The following is a 14,920-nucleotide window of genomic DNA, read 5'->3' on the forward strand; positions in this document are numbered from 1 at the left end:
CGGCGCCTGCGCTCGGCCTCGAACCGCCACGGACCGACTTCATCCGGGCGATCACCCTGGTGAGCGCTAACATCCTTGGCCCTTCTCCCTCCGATCCGTCGCCGGATCGAAAGTTTCTGAATGGCATACGAACGTTTCGGGCACCTTAGGGCGCTCCGCGAGCGGCGTCAATACAGGAGACCGGCGGCGTCATGAAGTGCGTCCTGGACGCCGACCACCGACACCGACCTCGTGCTCGGTGCGGCCCTGCTCGGCATCGACGCCCGGGAGGTCGTCAGCACCGTGGCGCCGGCCATGCGGCACGACGTCACGGCCACCGAGCTGCGGGACGCGATCTCCACCCACACCAGCTCCACCGAGGCGTTCAACGGGGTGCTCGGCGCGATCGTCTCCTGACCGCGCCGACCCGGAGCCGGCGGGCTCGCGGGCGCCGGGTCAGTAGCCGCCGACGCTCGGGGGCTGCGAGGGCTTGGTGGTGTTCTGCTTGCCGTCGGTGCCCAGGACGTACCATTTGGCGCCGAAGTCGTCGAGACCCTGGCCGTTGGTGTTGCCGGGCTTCTTGTCGCCGGCGAAGCGGTAGAGCGGGTGGCCGCCGTAGGTCACCTGCAGGCTGCCGTCGCTGCGCCTGGTGGTCGACAGCAGCCTGCTCTGCACGCCGCCGCCGGCGGTCGGCTTGCCCTTGACGGTCAGCGGCGGCCACGCCTTGGCGCACGACCCGTCGCAGGTGGACGTGCTGGTCTTGTCCGCCTGGAAGAGGTAGAGGGTCAGGCCCTTGTCGTTGACGAGGACCTTGCCGAGGCTCACCGACTTGGTGGCGACCGTCGCCGGCGCGGTGTCGGCCGCGGCCTGCGGTGCGTACGTCGCACTGGCGGGGGGCGACGCGGCGGAGCTGTGGTCGCCCGTTCCGCTGGAACAGGCCGTCGCCGCGGCGGCGGCCGCCAGGGTCCCCGCGACTGCGGCGAATGCTCTGGCGCGGTGCTTCACTGCGACTCCTGACTCCTCGGAACCCGCCGCCCTGGACGGGGCCGTGACGACCGCCCGAGCGGGGGCCGCACACCGCCCACTACACGGCCCGGCGCCCCCGCCCGCCACAGCGGCAGGGCATCCGGGCTACCGCAGCGCCGACCGCCCCGGCGAGCCGTTGTCGGTGGGCGGCCCTAGGTTCGGGACATGGCACTTTCACGCGAGGAACGCGAGGGCTTTCTGGCCGAACCGCACGTGGCGACGCTGGGTGTCGCGGCCGGGGACGGCCGCGGGCCGCTGCTGGTGCCGCTCTGGTACGGCTACCGGCCCGGCGGTCTGCCGTGGATCCTGACCGGCGCGGACTCCCGGAAGATGGCGCGGATCAGAGCGGCGGGCCGCTTCAGCCTGCTGGTCCACCGCGAGGCGCCGACGCCGAGGTACGTCTCGGTCGAAGGACCGGTGGACGGGGAGAGCGAGGGCTCCGGCGCCCTCCACCGCGAGATGGCCAGCCGGTACCTGTCAGGCGACGCGCTCGACCGGTACGTGGCGATGGCGGAGGCGGAGCTCACCGACCACATCGTCGTCCGGATGCGCCCGGAGCACTGGACCGCCGCCGACCTCGGCGCGGTCTGAACGGGGGCTGGCGGCAAGGGGGTGCGCTCGCTCCCGCCGGCGGCCCGGTTGGTACCGTCGACGCGCCACGCGACCCCGACCGTCCAGAAGGTGACCAGGTGCACGCTTTCCGCAAGGCCGTCGAAGCAGGCGACCTCGACGCGGCGACCGAACTGCTCGCCGACGACGTCGTCTTCACCAGCCCCGTCGCCTTCAAGCCCTACCCGGGGAAGCCGGTCACCGCCGCGATCCTGCGGGCGGTCTTCAGGGTGTTCGGCGACTTCAGGTACGAGCGGGAGATCGACGACTCCGGCGGGCGCGACCACGCGCTCGTCTTCACGGCGACCGTCGGCGGCCGGCAGATCCAGGGTTGCGACTTCCTGCACCTGGACGAGGACGGCCGGATCGACGAGTTCACGGTGATGGTCCGCCCGCTGTCGGCCGCCCAGGCGCTCGCGGCGGCGATGGCCGAGGAGTTCCCGCGCATCCGGCAGGAGGCTGCCGCGGGGCTGGGCTGAGGCGAGTCGGCCGTCCGGACCGGGTGCTCTCCGGCCGGGCAGGCCCTCTGGGGCGTCACTCCTCGCGTTCGTACTCGGCCTGTGCGCGCTGGTCGTCCAGGTCCCGCTGCGCGGACTCGTACATGCTGCGCACCATCGTCTCTGCCTCTTCCTGCGACGGCGGCTCAGGCAGTTCCCTCACACGCTTGACCCAGGCATCTGCGGATTCGGTCATGGCGCTCTCCTTCAGGACAAGGAGGACCGCTGCACGTCCCGCGCGGGAGCCCTCCCACAGCGCGGCTGTCCGTCGCCGCACGTCAGCGACCCCGTACAGAAAACCCTACGCCTATCCGCGCAGGCGGCGCTTCGAAGGCGGCGCTTCGCAGCGCAGCGAGCCCTGGTCGCCGTCCGGCGGCGGCCGTCAGGGGGTGTCCGGTCGGTGGGACCGGGGGTCCGTCCACCGAGACCGGTCCTGCGGCGCCCGGAGAGCCGTGCGACGGTGGGAGAGGCCGGCGACGGCCGGCGGGCATCGGTCCGCCCCACCCCGATGAGGGAGGCCCCGGATGATGGCACTGGCGACGATCGGCTTCATCCTGGGCGTGGCGGCCTTCACCGTCGGCCTTCTGCTCTTCCTGATCGGCGGCCCGCACTACCGCCGTGACTAGGCGGCTTCGTCAGGAGGTCCCACATGAGCACGTCGAGTACCCATGGAGCGGCTCGGGCAGCCGGCGGTGGCGGTCAGCACAGCGCCAGGTCGGTGCGCGACCTGCGGTTCCGGCTCACGGCCGTCAGCGTGCCGCTGCTCTTCGTCGTGTCCGGGCTGCTCGCCTGGGGGGCGGCGGAGACCAAGTACGGTGACACCCAGAACGTGATCGCCGTGCTGTCCGGCGTCTGCTTCGCCGCCTTCTGCGTGGCCCTCGTCGAGGCCGTGCGGCTCGCCCTGAGGTACCGGCGCGACCGCCGCTCGCCGCGAACCGCCTGATCCGCTCGCGCGGGCCGGTTCGGGCACGTCAGAGCGGGCGGGTCACAGCAGGCGGGCGATCAGCATCGCGACGTCGTCGTTGCCGTCGGGCGGGAAGTGGGCGAGGAGCAGTTCGCAGGCCGCGTCGGCGCTGTCGGGGGCGGTCGTCAGCAGGTCCGCCATCTTGGCCAGCGCCTTGTCGAGGTCGCCGCCGCGCCGCTCCAGCAGCCCGTCGGTGACCATGACCAGCTGGGTGCCGGGCCCGACCGGAATCCGTACCGCGGGCGGCTGCGGCAGGCCGAGGCCGAGCATCGGGCCGTGCTCGCTGATGTAGCGCGTCGTGCCGCCCGCGTCGCGGATCGCGAGCGGCAGGTGGCCCGCGTTGGCCACGTGGAGGGTGCCGGAGCCGTCGAGCAGGGCCACGCACAGCGTCGCGCCCATGGGCGAGTCGACGTGCTGGAGCAGGTACTCCAGGTGGGACAGGATGACGTCGGGTGGGTGGCCCTCCAGCGCGTAGGCGCGCAGGGCGTGGCGGATCTCCCCCATGACGACGGCGGCGTCCAGGGAGTGGCCGGCGACGTCGCCGACGGCGAGCAGCAGCCCGCCGCGGACGGGCAGCGCCTCGTAGAAGTCGCCGCCGATCTCCGCGGTCTGGCTGGCGGGCAGGTACCGTACGGCCAGGTCGGCGAGCGGGGTGGCGGGCAGGGAGCCGGGCAGGAAGGTGCGCTGCAGGGTCAGCGCCAGGGTGTGTTCCTCCCGGTAGGAGCGCAGGGCCTCCAGTGAGAGCGCGCAGGCGTGCGCCAGCTGGGTGAGGACCTCGTGGTCGTCCTCGCTCAGCTCGTGCTGCGCGAGGACCACCGCGGCGGTCGATCCGGTGCCCTTGACCCGGGCCGAGGCGACGGCGAGGGCGCGGGTGCCGCCGGTCAGCGGATCGTCGCCGTCGAGCCAGCCGGCCGGGACCATCTCCAGCCGCACGCCGGCGTCGTCGCGCGCCTGCAGGCGCATCACCTCGCGGGCGAACCGCTCGGGGGGGTCGGTGACCACCGGCCTGGCCTCGCCGTCGTCCGTGCCGACGAGCTGGATGAGGCCGTCCTCCGCGGTGCGGACCACCACGAGCGCCGGGGTGCCGAAGATCCGGCCGGCGCCGCGCGCCGCCCTCGCGGCGAGGTCGGTGGCGTTCTCTGCGTGGTAGAAGTCGAGGGTGGCGCGGTTGAGGGCGCTCAGCCGGCCGGCGAGCGTCTCGGCGCGCTGCCGGGCGCGGGCGTAGCGCAGCGCGGCGGCGACGGTCGCCACCAGCTCGTTGGGGGCGACGGGCTCGGTCAGGTACGCGTCCGCGCCGCGGTTGAGGCCCTGCGCGCGGTCGGTGACGGTGATCGCCGAGGCCGACACGTGGATGACGGGCAGCCACGAGGTCCGGTCGTCGGCCTTGATGATCTCGCACACCTCGAAGCCGGTCATGTCGGGCAGCCGGACGTCGATCACCGCCAGTTCCGGCAGGTCGGGGCGGCGCAGCAGTTCCAGGGCCGCGGCGCCGTCCTCGGCCTCCACGACCTCGTGTCCGGCACGGCGCAGGTAGGTGCCGAGCACGTAGCGGTTGGTGGCGCTGTCGTCGACCAGGAGCACGCGCGCGCCGGCGGTCTCGGCCGCCGGGTTCGGCGTCACCGGCCCTCCGGGCCCTGGCCGCCCGCACGCCGTTCGGCGAGCACAGGCGACAGGACGTTCGCCAGCCGGATGGCCGTCAGGTGGGTCTTGCCGAGGACGGCCTGGGCGTGGATGAGCCGGGAGTTGTCGAGCGTCGAGCGGTCGTTGGCGGTCAGCACGATCACCGGCACGTCGGTCAGTTCCCGGTCGTCGGCGAGGTGCGCGAGGAGCTGGTAGCCGTCGGGCGGCGGCATGCTCAGGTCGATGAGGACCGCGTCGGGGCGGCGGCGCCGTATCACCGACATCGCCTGGGAGCTGTCGCCGACCTCGGTGACGTCTTCGGCGAGCTGGGCGAGCACCGGCCGGATCGTCGCCAGGAAGTCGGGGTCGTCGTCGACGACGACGAGCCGCTCCAACTGCACGGCGGGCGCGGCCGGGACGTCCTCCCCGGTGCCGCCGGCGCGGTGCGGCCCGGCCGGCACCTCGACCACGACGCGGGTGCCCTCGTCGGCCGTGCTGTCCAGGGTCAGCCGGCCGCCGAGGAGCTCGACCAGCCGGCGCGCGTACGGCAGCCCGAGGCCGGTGCCGGAGCGCGCCCGCTGGTGCGGGCCGCGGACCTGGTAGAACTCCTCGAACACGCGGGCCTGTTCCTCCTTCGGGATGCCGATGCCGGTGTCGGAGACGCCGAAGGCGCACCAGGCGCGGCCGGCCCGCTCGAAGCGCTCGACGGTGAGACGGACCTCGCCGCTGTCGGTGAACTTCAGGCTGTTGGACAGGACGTTGCGCAGGATGCGGGTGAGCATGACCTCGTCGGAGATCATCGCGGGCTGGTCGCCGGCGTCGGGGATGACCAGGGCGACGCCGGGGCGTGCGGTGGCCCGCAGGGTGCCGCGCAGCTGGTGGAAGAGCATCCGCAGGTCGACGGGCACCAGTTCGGGCTCCAGCCGGCCGGACTCCGCCTTGGCGACGTCCAGCAGCTCCTCGACGAGGGCGAGCATGGTGCTGCCCGAGGAGGAGATCATCTGGACCTGCTGGCGCTGCTCCTCGGTGAGCGGGTCGCCGCCGGGGGTCAGCAGCAGCCGGGTCAGCCCGATGACGCCGTTGACCGGTGAGCGCAGTTCGTGGCTGACGTTCGCCCAGAACCGGGTCTTGGCCTCGTTGAGCAGGCTCAGCTCGCGGGTCTTCTCCTCCAGTTCGGCGTAGAGGGCGACCACGCCGCTGTTGGTGGTCTCCAGCTCGCTGGACAGCTCCGCGTACAGGGCCATGACGCCCTGGTTGGTCTCCTCGAGCTCCTGGTTGAGCCGCTGCAGCTCCTCCTGGTGGGCGCGGGCCTGTTGGAGAGCCGCCAGCAGATCATGGTTCTGGCTCCGCAGCTCCTCGCCCATACTCACCCCGCCCAGCCCCCTCAACTCCTCCCGGACGTCAGCGGCCCGCTGTGTGAGGGGCTGAGCTGTCACCGGAACCAACTGCCCCAGGATCACTCGCGGAAACGGGGCTTCCTCGTACCGACAGGAATGCAGGAGACGGCCGGCCGCCTCCAGCACCCAGGCGGCCGGACGGACGGCGTCCGACCAGCCGAACACCACGGCGACCCCGGGCCGGTCGTCGTCGGTCAGCGCCACGGAGCCGGAGAGGCCGCCCGCGCCCAGCAGGTTGCGTCCGACCTCGCCGACGACGGTGGCCAGCCGGACCGTCTCCGACTCGGACATCCCCAGCGCCCGGCAGGCCACCTGAATGTCCCTGCGCAGCGCCAGCAGTTCGCGTTCGCCCGCGACGGCGAGCGACAGGACGCGGCAGGGGTCGCCGCCCGGCGCGTTCGCCGCACCGGTCACGACGGCACCTTGACCACGACGATTCCCGCGTCGTCGCGCCGGGTGCCGGCCTGCCAGAGCAGCTGGGCGGCGATGAGCGCCGGGATCTGCGCGGTCAGACCGCGGAACTGGTCCGGCTGCCAGCGGCTGTTGAGCCCGTCGGAGTGCATCACGAGCACGCTCCCCGGCGGCAGGTCCGCGGTGAAGGTCTGCGTGCGTGAGACGTTGTGGCCGACGATGCCCGGGGTGGACATCAGGGTCTGCCGGGACTCGGCCCCGAGGACGAAGGTGGCGATGTTGCCGACCCCGCACAGCGACACCCGCCGGGTGGGCACGTCGATCCTCGCCACCGCGAGGGCTGCGCCGCGGGTGCCCTTGAGCCCGCGGTGGATGTCCGCCAGGACCAGCGCGGGATCGGTGGCACGGCTGTTGCGGAACGCCAGACGGGCCGCGTCCGCGGCGCGCGCGGCCAGCGGGCCGTGTCCCAGGCCGTCGCACATCATGGCCAGCAGGTGCGGTGAGCCCAGCGGCTCCTCCCGTACCGCCCAGGTGTCGCCGCACTGGGTCTCGCCGCTGATGGGCCGGGTGAGGCCGCCGACCTCCGCGGCCGGGTCCGGGCCCGGTCCCGGTGCGGGGTCCGCGTCGAAGCCCGCGTAGAGCGCGGTGCCCCGGCCGGGCAGCGTGTGGATGGCGAAGCGGTCGGCGAGCCGGCGGATGGCGCCGAGGCCGACGCCGAGGGTGCCGGCGGTGGACGAGCCGTCACGCAGTGCCGCGCCGAGGTCGGTGATGCCGGGACCGCTGTCGAGGGCGAGCAGTTCGACGGCGGACCGGGCGTCGAAGGCGGTGACGCGCAGCGCCAGCGCTCCGTCGACGGCGTGCCGCTGGAGGTTGGTGGCGGCCTCGGTGACGGCCAGCGCGAGGTCGGCCGCGCGCTTGTCGCTGAGCCCGACCCGGCGGGCCAGTATCGCCGCCTCGCGCCGCCCGGCGGCGGGCAGCCCTTCGCCGGTGCGCAGCCACATCACTTCGCCCGCCTCCGCGGGCGGCGCGTTCACCGTGCCCACTTGACGACCACGACCCGCGTGCCCTTGCCGGGCGTGGAGACGACTTCGAACTCGTCGGCCAGGCGCCGGGCGCCGCTGAGGCCCAGTCCCATGCCCTTGCCCGACGACCAGCCGTCGGTGAGCGCCAGTTCCATGTCCTCGATGCCGGGTCCCTCGTCGTGGAAGGCGACCTTCACGCCGGTCTTCGCGCCGCGCCGCACGATGCTCACCCGCATGCTGCCGCCGCCGCCGTAGGTCAGGGTGTTGCGGGCCAGCTCGCTGGCCGCGGTGATCAGTTTCGTCTGATCCACCAAGGACAGCCTGGCCTGCTGGGCGAGCGCCCGGACGGTCTGGCGCGCCTTGACGACGTCCGCGTTGGCGGCGATGGGGGACTCGTCCACCGCCGACTCCTCCAGCGGCTCGACGCCGGGGGTCACCGCTGGACCGGGCCCTGGTCCCGGGCGCGGCGCAGCGCGCCGATGCCCTGCTCCAGGTTGAGCGCGGTACGCACGCCGCCCAGCGAGAGCCCCAGTTCGACCAGGGTCATGGCCACCGCGGGGCGCATGCCGACCACGACGGTCTCGGCGCCGAGCACGCGGGAGATGGCCGCGATGGTGGCGAGCATCCGGCCGACGAAGGAGTCCACGATCTCCAGGGCGGAGATGTCGATCACCACGCCCTGGGCGCCGGTGTCCACGATCCGCTGCGACAGGTCCTCCTGGAGGTCCATGACCATCTGGTCCTCCAGGTCGACCTGGATGGAGACCAGGAGGACGTCCCCGATCTTCAGGATCGGTACCCGGTCGGTCACGCCGTCCCACCCATCCCGGCGGTGGCCGACTGGAGTTCGATGCGCCGCAGCGCGTGGCGCAGCGCGTCGGCCAGGGTGGCCTTGGTGGTGATGTCGCCGAACTCGATGCCCAGGGCCACGATGGTCTGGGCTATCTGCGGTCGGATGCCGGAGATCGTGCACTCCGCGCCCATCATGCGCGCGGCCACCACGGTCTTCAGCAGGTGCTGCGCGACCTGGGTGTCGACCGAGGGGACGCCGGTGATGTCGATGATCGCGTGGGTGGCGTTCTGGTCGAGCAGCGACTGGAGCAGCTTCTCCATGACCACCTGGGTGCGGGCCGAGTCCAGCGTGCCGACCAGCGGCACGCCCACGATGCCGTCCCACAGCTTCACCACCGGCGTGGACAGCTCCAGCAGCTGTTCGGCCTGCGAGGAGATGATCTCCTCACGGGTCTTGGCGTGCGTCTCGACGGTGTAGAGGCCGAGATCGTCCAGGGCCCGTGAGAACTGCAGGTACGCGGCGAGGTGGGCGGCGTCGGACAGGAACGGCTCCAGCACCTCCTTGAGCGCGAACAGGCCGTAGGCGGTCTCGGTGGGGCTGAAGCCCTGCCGGGCGCGGTTGCGGGAGAGTTCGGTCAGCAGGCTGCGGACCTCGCCGTACGCCTCCTGCCGGGTGGCGAGGCTGCCCTGCGCCACGGCAGCGAGGAGGGCGCCGTACAGCTCGGTCAGGTCCTGCTGGACCTCGGCCGGCGTCAGCCGGCCGGCGAGCGTGGTGGTGACCTTGCGCACCCATTGGGCGACAATCTGCTCCTGCTGGTCCGACAACAGCCTCAGCAGCCGTTCCGGCTCGTCCTGCGCCATAGGTCGGCCCTCTCATCCCGTTTCGCGGTTGTTCGAATGGGAGACTACGGCATGGCATCACGCACCGTTGAGGTCGTTCGGAAAGCAGCGCGGGGACTTTCGCCACACCACGGCGCCGCGCCAGGTGAGCAGCGAAAACAGCGGCCCGCGGGCGGTGGCCGGGCCGGCGGCGGGGGCCGGCGCGGAAAAGGGCGTGTGGCGGAGGCCGTTCGAGGGAAGTCGACGCCTTGTGTTCCTCGCCGCGAAGGGGAACAGTGCCGTTCGCACCATCCGTCACACCGACACGATCGAGGCCCGCACATGTCCGACCAGCCTGTGCCCGTCGGCGACGTGCAGGTCAGCTCGGGCCTGCCGTCCGCTGCGCAGGCGCGCCGGCTGGTGATGGACCTGCTCGCCGCGGCTCCCGGGGACACCTCCCGGGTGCAGGCCGACGCCAGCCTGGTCGTCTCGGAGTTGGTGAGCAACGCGGAACGGCACGGCGGCGGACTCGTCGCCTTCCGCGCGGGTCTGACGGCGGACGGGTCCGGCCTGCGGTTGCAGGTCGAGGACGCGTCGCGGGATCTTCCGCACGCGCAGCGCGTGCTGGGCGAGAGCCCGGACCGGGCGGGCGGTTTCGGCTGGCCGATCGTCATGCGGCTGGCCGCTTCGGTGACGGTCGAGGACCTGCCCGGCGGGGGGAAGCGGATCGTCGCGGTGCTCCCGCTGGTGTGACGTTTCTCCTACTGCCTTCCGCCCCTTGCGCGTCCTGCCGGTTTTTGCTGAGGCGTGCCCTTGCGGCCGCTGCCGCCCGCTGCCTCCGGCCGCGGCGTCACATCGCTCCGACGGCCTGCTCGACGGTCGGGTAGGAGGCGAAGATCTCGTACAGGCCGGCGATGCCGAAGACGCGTTCGAGGCTGCCGCTGACGCCGGCCAGGGCGAGCGGCGCGCCGGCCGATCTCGCCAGCTGGTACGCGGTGACGAGCACGGTGATGCCGGTGGAGTCGCAGTAGAGGAGACCGGTGAGGTCGATCACCACTCCGGCGGGCGTGAACGGCGTGTCGCCGATGAGCTCCCGCAGGTCCGCCGCGGTGGAGTAGTCGAGTTCGCCGGCGGCGGTGATGAGGGTGGGGCCGGCGGGATGGGCTCCGGCGGTGACGGTCAGGACCGGATCGTGCACGGAGCCTCCTGGGATGCGGGCCTCGCATGGCGTCCCCGTTTGTCCGCCGATCAGAGGGCATGAATATCCTAAGCGACGACAGCAAACGAGGGGGTGGAAGTGGCGGGCCGTGAGCAGGGCGAGCCCCGACCGCGGTCCGCAGCCGCGCCCTTGGGGGTGTTCGCCGCCGACGACGCGGTGGGCGGCGACCTGGCGGCGGTGGACTGGACAGCGACTCCGCTGGGGCCTCCCGACACGTGGCCGCAGAGTCTGCGCACCGCGATCAGCATCCTTTTGTCGTCGCGGTTCCCGATGTGGATGGCGTGGGGCCCGCGGCTGACCTTCTTCTGCAACGACTCCTACCGGCGGGACACCCTCGGCCGCAAGTACCCCTGGGCGCTGGGCCGTCCGGCCAGCGAGGTGTGGGCGGAGATCTGGGACGACATCGGTCCGCGGATCGACACCGTCCTGCGGACCGGCAGGGCCACCTGGGACGAGGGGCTGCTGCTGTTCCTGGAGCGCTCCGGCTACCAGGAGGAGACCTACCACACCTTCTCCTACAGTCCGCTGCGCGACGACGCCGAGGCGGTGGTCGGCATGCTGTGCGTGGTCACCGAGGACACCGACCAGGTCGTCGGCGAGCGCCGGATGGCCACCTTGCGGGACCTGGGCTCCGACCCGAGCGTGGCGCGCACCGAGGCCCAGATGCTCGCGTTCTCCGGACGCCAGCTCGCCCGCAACGCGCGGGACCTGCCGTTCACCCTGACGTACCTGTTCGACGAGGACGGCACCGCGCGGCTGGCGGGCGCGACGGACGTGGCGCCCGGTCACCCCGCGGCGCCGGCCGCGCTGCCGCCCGGCGCGCCGGACGCGGTCTGGCCGGGCGACGCGCTGCGGCGCGGCGAGTCCGCCCTGGTGGACCTGGAGGGTCCGGTCTTCGCCGCGCTTCCGGCCGGCGACTGGCCGCAGCCGCCGGCCCGTGCGCTCGTGGTGCCGCTGCCCCAGCAGGGCAGCACCCCCTACGGCTTCCTGGTGGCGGGGCTCAACCGCTACCGGCCCCTGGACGAGGCCGGCCGCGGCTTCGTCGAACTCGTCGCGTCCCATCTGGCGGCCGGCATCGGGAGCGCGCGCAGCTACCGCACGCAGGCGCGGCGGGCGGAGGAGCTGGCCGAGCTGGACCGCGCCAAGACCGCCTTCTTCTCCAACGTCAGCCATGAGTTCCGCACCCCGCTGACCCTGATCATGGGTCCGGTCGAGGAGCTGCAGGCACGGCTGGCGGGCGCCGATCCGCAGGTGCGCGAGGAAGTGGAGGTGATCCGGCGCAACGGGCTGCGGCTGGGCAAGCTGGTCAACACCCTGCTGGACTTCTCCCGGATCGAGGCGGGCCGGATGCAGGCCCGGTACGAGCGGGTCGACCTGGGCGCGGTGACGGCCGAACTCGCCAGCGTCTTCCGCTCGGCCGTCGACCGGGCAGGACTGGCGTACGAGGTCGACTGCCCCCCGCTGCAGCGGCCGGTCCACCTGGACCGGGGCATGTGGGAGAAGGTCGTCCTCAACCTGCTGAGCAACGCGGTGAAGTTCACCTTCGAGGGCGGCATCCGCGTCGCGGTGCGCGAGGAGGCCGACCGGGCGGTGGTCACCGTCTCCGACACCGGCATCGGGGTGCCCCCGCAGGAGATCCCCCGGCTGTTCGAGCGCTTCCACCGGATGGAGAACGCCAGGTCGCGTTCGAACGAGGGCAGCGGCATCGGGCTGGCCCTGGTCAGGGAGCTGGTCACGGCGCACGGCGGGACGATCACCGCCGACAGCCGCGAGGGCAGCGGCACCACCTTCACCGTACGGCTGCCGTACGGGCACGCCCACCTTCCGGCGGAGGCGCTGGTGCCGGGCGAAGGGGGGCCCGCCGTCTCCTCGGTCGCCGACCCCTTCATCCAGGAGGCGCTGCGCTGGCTGCCGGGGCCGCCCGGCGACGAGACGTCGACCGCCCCGTTGCCCGCGGGCGCGGCCGGCGGGCTGCCGCTCGACGTGCTGGTGGCGGACGACAACGCCGACATGCGCGAGTACCTGACCCGGCTGCTGCACGGTGCGGGGCACCGGGTGCGCGCGGTCGGCGACGGCCGGGCGGCGCTGGACGCCGTGGCCGAGCAGGTCCCGGACCTGGTGGTGGCCGATGTGATGATGCCGCGGCTCGACGGCCTGCAGATGGTGGGCGCGCTGCGCGCCCGGACCCGCACGGCGAGCGTCCCGGTGCTGCTGCTGTCGGCGCGCGCCGGCCAGGAGGCGTCCATCGAGGGGCTGGACGCGGGCGCGGACGACTACCTCGTCAAGCCGTTCTCCGCCGCGGAGTTGCTGGCGCGGGTGCGGGCCAACGTCGAGCTGGCCCGGCTGCGCACGCACCACGCGCGGTGGCGCGGCGCGCTGGTGGACTCGTTGCAGGAGGCGTTCTTCGTCTGCGACGACGACGGCGCCGTCGTCGAGGTGAACGCCGCCTTCGTGACGCTCCTCGGCTTCGGGCCGCAAGGGCTGCCGTACCCGCCGGAGCAGCCCTGGTGGCCGGACCGGGACGGCGATCCGCAGGCGCACGCCAGCGTGGCCGAGGTCTTCGGCGGCCTGCCGGAGCAGGGCGGGGGCAACCACGTGCTGCCGCTGAACCACCGCGACGGGCACCGGCTGTGGGTGTCCGCGAACTTCGCCGGCGTCCGTGACCCGGACACCGGGCGGCGGATGGTGGTGGGCACCTTCCGCGACGTCACCGCCGAGCGCTACACGGTGCAGCGCGAGACGGCGGTGGCCGCCCTGAGCGTGCGCCTGTCCCGGGCGACCGGCATGGCCGAGGCGCTCGACGGCGCGGTGGCCGAGCTGCGGGACCTGTGGCAGGCCGTGGACGGCATGGCGGTGGTGTTCGCGGCGGGCGCGCCGCCGGAGGTGACCGTGCCCGGCCGCGACGGCGGCTGGGACCGGCTGGGCGACGAGCGGCGCGAGGCGCTCGCCGCGCTGCGCGACGGACCGGCGCTGACGCCGGTCACCGACGGGCGCGGCGGCGTGGGCGTCAGCCTGGAGCATCCGCGGGGGCCGCTGGCGCTCTGGTTCGACCTGGGCCCGCAGCGGCCGTTCACCGACCAGGACCGGACCCTGCTCGCGCTGCTGGCGGGTCATCTCGTCCAGGGCCTGGCCCGCGCCTACCAGTTCGACCAGCAGCGCGAGACGGCCCTGGCGCTGCAACGGGCGATCCTCGGCCCGGCGGACCTGCCCGAGGGCTTCGCGGTCGGCTACGAGCCCGCGGCGCGTCCGCTGGAGGTCGGCGGCGACTGGTACGACACGGTCGCGCTGCCGGACGGGCGCATCGGCATCGTCGTCGGCGACTGCGTGGGCCGGGGGCTGCAGGCGGCGACGGTCATGGGGCAGCTGCGCAGCGCGTGCCGGGCGCTGCTCCTGCAGGACCCGCGGCCCGACCGGGTGCTGCTGGCGCTGGACCGGTTCGCCTCCGGGGTGCCGGGGGCGCGGTGCACCACCGTCTTCTGCGGGGTGCTGGACCCGGTGGCCGGCCTGCTGACGTACTCCACGGCCGGCCACCCGCCGGGCGTGCTGGTCCATCCGGACGGGACGGTCCAGCTGCTGGACGGGGGACGTTCGACGCCGCTGGCGGTGCGGGTCGCCGACTCCCGTCCCTGCGCGCAGCACACGGTGCCGCCGCGGGCGACGCTGCTGCTGTACACCGACGGCCTGGTGGAGCGGCGCAGGAGGTCGCTGGCCGAGGGCATCGACCAGGCCGGCGCGGCCGTGGCGGAGGGCCGTCACATCGCGGTGGCGGACCTGGCGGCCCGGCTGATGGACCGGATGGCGCCGCCCGGCGGCTACGACGACGACGTGGCGCTGCTGCTCTACCGGCACCCGGCGCCGCTGCGGGTGGCCTTCCCCGCGGAGGCGACGCAGCTGGCGCCGGTCCGCAAGGCGCTGCGCTCCTGGCTCGACCGGTGCGCGCTGCCTCCGCAGACCGTGCAGAACATCCTGGTCGCCGCCGGCGAGGCGTGCGCCAACTCGGTGGAGCACGGGCACCGTCTTGCTCCCGGCGCGGGCGTCGTGCTGCGCGTCGAGGCGATGGCGGACGGGATGCGCCTGACCGTCTCCGACACCGGAAGCTGGAAGCCACCGCGGCCGGACGCGGACCAGAACCGCGGCCGCGGCCTGACGCTCATGCGCGCGCTGATGCAGAGCGTCACCGTCACCCCAGGACCCGGCGGCACCACCGTCGCCATGCACACCGGGATCACGCCATGACCACTGCCCTCACCCTGACCGCAGATCGGCGTCCGGACGGCGCCGTCATCCTGTCCGCCGTCGGCGAGGTGGACATGACCAACAGCGCCGACCTGGCCGCGGCCACCGACGAGGCGCTCGGTGACGTGTCGGGACGCCCGCTGATCGTCGATCTGAGCCGGGTGGAGTATCTCGACAGCGCCGGGCTGAGCGTGCTGCTGGTGCGGGCCGAGCGCATCGAGATCGTCGCGTCCGCGCTGCTCGGCCCGGTGCTGACCGTGTGCGGGCTGACCGAGCTGACCACGGTGCACGGCCTGGAGCCGGACGGCGGCCGCTGAGGCGCTGCGGGG

The 14,920-nt window shown here is 73.5% G+C and carries 16 protein-coding genes; 7 read left to right on the forward strand and 9 right to left on the reverse strand.

Translation table 11 applies throughout. The annotated features are described in order from the left end of the window. The first annotated feature begins 231 nt into the window (after positions 1-231). The gene (locus V2S66_RS00425; protein ID WP_330792139.1) at positions 232-396 is read left to right on the forward strand and encodes a hypothetical protein; all 165 of its coding nucleotides are present in this window, start codon (positions 232-234) and stop codon (positions 394-396) included. Positions 397-435: 39 nt separating this feature from the next. On the opposite strand, the gene V2S66_RS00430 is transcribed toward V2S66_RS00425, so the two are convergent. Next, positions 436-984: a COG4315 family predicted lipoprotein gene (locus V2S66_RS00430; RefSeq protein WP_330792141.1), complete on the reverse strand. Its 549-nt coding sequence runs from the start codon at positions 982-984 to the stop codon at positions 436-438. A 186-nt stretch (positions 985-1,170) separates the two neighbouring features. Here V2S66_RS00430 and V2S66_RS00435 point away from each other — a divergent pair, with 186 nt between their 5' ends. Beyond that, complete coding sequence (locus V2S66_RS00435; RefSeq protein ID WP_330792143.1) at positions 1,171-1,596, forward strand: pyridoxamine 5'-phosphate oxidase family protein; 426 nt, start codon at positions 1,171-1,173, stop codon at positions 1,594-1,596. A gap of 98 nt (positions 1,597-1,694) precedes the next feature. After that, on the forward strand, positions 1,695-2,093 hold the full coding sequence (locus V2S66_RS00440) for a nuclear transport factor 2 family protein (RefSeq protein ID WP_330792144.1): 399 nt from the start codon (positions 1,695-1,697) through the stop codon (positions 2,091-2,093). Positions 2,094-2,148: 55 nt separating this feature from the next. On the opposite strand, the gene V2S66_RS00445 is transcribed toward V2S66_RS00440, so the two are convergent. Next, entirely contained in the window at positions 2,149-2,307 is a 159-nt protein-coding gene (locus tag V2S66_RS00445; protein ID WP_330792145.1) for a hypothetical protein, read from the reverse strand. 453 nt (positions 2,308-2,760) lie between these two features. On the opposite strand from V2S66_RS00445, the gene V2S66_RS00450 reads away from it, so the two are divergent. Further along, positions 2,761-3,054 carry a hypothetical protein gene (locus tag V2S66_RS00450; protein ID WP_330792147.1) on the forward strand — a complete coding sequence of 98 codons (294 nt, stop codon included), beginning with the start codon at positions 2,761-2,763 and terminating at the stop codon, positions 3,052-3,054. A 42-nt stretch (positions 3,055-3,096) separates the two neighbouring features. Here V2S66_RS00450 and V2S66_RS00455 read toward each other — a convergent pair whose 3' ends face one another. From V2S66_RS00455 to V2S66_RS00480, 6 genes are read right to left on the reverse strand one after another with little or no spacing between them, the layout of a single operon-like run. Further along, positions 3,097-4,695, reverse strand: a complete 1,599-nt coding sequence (locus V2S66_RS00455) for a fused response regulator/phosphatase (RefSeq protein WP_330792149.1) — start codon at positions 4,693-4,695, stop codon at positions 3,097-3,099. Continuing rightward, positions 4,692-6,506, reverse strand: coding sequence for an ATP-binding protein (locus V2S66_RS00460; protein ID WP_330792151.1), 1,815 nt, complete (start codon positions 6,504-6,506; stop codon positions 4,692-4,694). The genes V2S66_RS00455 and V2S66_RS00460 overlap by 4 nt, the downstream gene beginning before the upstream one ends. Beyond that, a complete protein-coding gene (locus tag V2S66_RS00465; RefSeq protein ID WP_413966249.1) occupies positions 6,503-7,546 on the reverse strand; it encodes an ATP-binding protein in 1,044 nt (347 codons plus the stop codon). The genes V2S66_RS00460 and V2S66_RS00465 overlap by 4 nt, the downstream gene beginning before the upstream one ends. Beyond that, positions 7,534-7,962 (reverse strand): anti-sigma regulatory factor, encoded by a 429-nt coding sequence (locus V2S66_RS00470; RefSeq protein ID WP_330792154.1) that lies wholly within the window; start codon positions 7,960-7,962, stop codon positions 7,534-7,536. Before V2S66_RS00470 ends, V2S66_RS00465 begins: the two co-directional genes overlap by 13 nt. Next, positions 7,959-8,336: an STAS domain-containing protein gene (locus tag V2S66_RS00475; protein WP_330792156.1), complete on the reverse strand. Its 378-nt coding sequence runs from the start codon at positions 8,334-8,336 to the stop codon at positions 7,959-7,961. Before V2S66_RS00475 ends, V2S66_RS00470 begins: the two co-directional genes overlap by 4 nt. Next, positions 8,333-9,178 (reverse strand): STAS domain-containing protein, encoded by an 846-nt coding sequence (locus tag V2S66_RS00480; RefSeq protein WP_330792158.1) that lies wholly within the window; start codon positions 9,176-9,178, stop codon positions 8,333-8,335. Before V2S66_RS00480 ends, V2S66_RS00475 begins: the two co-directional genes overlap by 4 nt. A gap of 300 nt (positions 9,179-9,478) precedes the next feature. Here V2S66_RS00480 and V2S66_RS00485 point away from each other — a divergent pair, with 300 nt between their 5' ends. Further along, positions 9,479-9,889 carry an ATP-binding protein gene (locus V2S66_RS00485; protein WP_330792159.1) on the forward strand — a complete coding sequence of 137 codons (411 nt, stop codon included), beginning with the start codon at positions 9,479-9,481 and terminating at the stop codon, positions 9,887-9,889. 97 nt (positions 9,890-9,986) lie between these two features. Here V2S66_RS00485 and V2S66_RS00490 read toward each other — a convergent pair whose 3' ends face one another. Beyond that, positions 9,987-10,334: an STAS domain-containing protein gene (locus V2S66_RS00490; protein ID WP_330792162.1), complete on the reverse strand. Its 348-nt coding sequence runs from the start codon at positions 10,332-10,334 to the stop codon at positions 9,987-9,989. Between the two features lie 93 nt (positions 10,335-10,427). Here V2S66_RS00490 and V2S66_RS00495 point away from each other — a divergent pair, with 93 nt between their 5' ends. Both V2S66_RS00495 and V2S66_RS00500 read left to right on the forward strand, forming a co-directional pair. Further along, on the forward strand, positions 10,428-14,591 hold the full coding sequence (locus V2S66_RS00495; protein ID WP_413966250.1) for a SpoIIE family protein phosphatase: 4,164 nt from the start codon (positions 10,428-10,430) through the stop codon (positions 14,589-14,591). Beyond that, the gene (locus V2S66_RS00500) at positions 14,588-14,908 is read left to right on the forward strand and encodes an STAS domain-containing protein (RefSeq protein WP_330792164.1); all 321 of its coding nucleotides are present in this window, start codon (positions 14,588-14,590) and stop codon (positions 14,906-14,908) included. The genes V2S66_RS00495 and V2S66_RS00500 overlap by 4 nt, the downstream gene beginning before the upstream one ends. The last annotated feature ends 12 nt before the right edge of the window (positions 14,909-14,920 follow it).

This window comes from Actinacidiphila polyblastidii, assembly GCF_036353415.1.
Taxonomy (GTDB): Bacteria; Actinomycetota; Actinomycetes; order Streptomycetales; family Streptomycetaceae; genus Actinacidiphila; species Actinacidiphila polyblastidii.